A 2,014-nucleotide genomic window follows, 5' to 3' on the forward strand; every position below is an offset into this window, starting at 1 on the left:
AGCTAGTGAATTTGGTTATGTCTTGATTAAAAAAGAGCTACTAGCAGAAAGAGTTTCTTAGAAGTTTAGTGGATGGAGATCTTAAAGGTTTCAGACAAAGATTTGAATCTTTTTTAGATCAATGTCCATCTTTCTTGTATCATGTGAGTGCAGGTCGTTTCCTTCCTGTATTCTTTTTTAGCATGTTTGCTACTGCACATGATGCTGATATCTTGGATGCAAATGAGAGAGTCTATTTTCGTTTTGATAATCATGGTATTGATACAGGTGGTAGGAATAGAAATACAGGAAACTTAAAGGTTGCTGTTTTAACTCGTAGTCGTGACGGACAGCGAGTTGTCAAGTGTTACAGCATTTCTGATCGCCCTAACAGTGATGGGTTAAGGTTTAGTACAAGGGAGAGAAATGCTCTAATACAAAAGATTATACAGCAAAATCCAGATTTAAGGGAAGGAGACCTAGATTTTGAGCAATATAAAGTATGCATGCATGGAAAAGGCAAGAGTCAGGGAGAAGCAATTGCAACAGTATTCGAGGTGATTCGTGAAAAAGATCTTAGAGGTAGAGATAAATTTGGCAAATATTCAGCATCTGAAATCAATCTTATTAGACGGCTCTTAAGAGATCACAGATTAACAATTAAGGAAATAGAAAGAAGACAACTCAATCGAAATCAGCTCACACGACTTGGTGAGTTGGTCAATTTTGTGCAAGTTGCACCAGGTCAACAAAGAATTGACGGTTTTATAGAAATGCTGGCGAGTAACGAAGAACTAGATGTAAGAGATAGAATGTACGAAGAAATTGTCCCATACATAGCTCGCATCTATCATAATTATAGGCAGGAACTGGAATATAATATTGAAAACCGCAATCAAAAATTTGAGAGTCACGGGTTTTTATTAGGTTTCTTAGCAAATTTTAGTCATCGCTACACAATAGGCATCGATCTTGACTTATCTCCTAGAAACTCACATGTTGCATTTCTTGTACGTCATCAAGCAGAAAGAGAAAATGTTCCTATTGTTGTCAATCTTGCTACAAGGGCACCGTCCAATATCGCATTAAACCGCGCCAGAAGTCACGCTGAAAGATTGCATGTTTTTTCATTTATACCTATCCATACTGAATCAAGAAATACTGTCTGTGTTGGATTAAATTTTAATTTAAATCGAATTCCTTTTAGGGTTGATACAGTAGGGCTTCAACAGGGTAGGTTTCCTTTAGTACAAAGATTGTTTGAGTATATAGAAGATGAAGAGGTTGGAGAGAATATTAGAGATTTCTTGCTTCAACATCTTCCTGGTGAAATACCAAGAAATGCAGAGAATTATAACAGAGTATTTGATTGTATAACTGGTTTTACTTTTGGAAGTAGTGCTTTTGATAGGCACCCTTTAGAACTAGAAGAAGAAGACGAAGCACCTATAACAAAATACATATTTAGACATGGTGATGAGGGTTTAAGATGTTTAACTATGGTCTTTCATGCTGAAGGTTCTGATATAGTTATACTTCATATTAGAGCTCACGATGCACAACAACAAGGAGCAATCAATTTAGAAAATCTTAATATTAATGGAAATAATGTTCATGTATGGGAAGTTTCATGCACACTTAATGACCAATTTGAGCTAGATATTGATCAACCAAATGACCTTGGTTTATATCACGATTACCAAAATAATAATGCAAATAATTTTCTTGATGGTGATCTTGTACAAGTACCTAATGCTGAAAATGTACATGGTATTTCAGAAAGGGTTATGAATGATGGCTGGAAAAATGTAGGTCAGCATAGAGAACTATTTCAAGAGATCTCTGGAGCATTGATGCCACTTAGGGACGCAATAAATGTTAATAGTGAGGATAAGTTTCGTTCTATACTACATGGTACATTTTATGCTAGTGATAATCCTTATAAAGTGCTTGCTATGTATAAAGTTGGTCAAACATATAGTTTGAAAAGGGGTCAGGAAGAAGAAGGAGAAAGGGCAATACTCACAAGAATTAC

The 2,014-nt window shown here is 35.6% G+C and carries 1 pseudogene; it reads left to right on the forward strand.

From position 1 onward, the window contains the following. Positions 1–68: 68 nt before the first annotated feature. Positions 69–2,014: pseudogene (locus ACIPNH_RS00235) on the forward strand (cytoplasmic incompatibility factor CifB); the annotation flags it as partial.

Source organism: Wolbachia endosymbiont of Drosophila barbarae, assembly GCF_044752445.1.
Classification (GTDB): Bacteria; Pseudomonadota; Alphaproteobacteria; order Rickettsiales; family Anaplasmataceae; genus Wolbachia; species Wolbachia pipientis.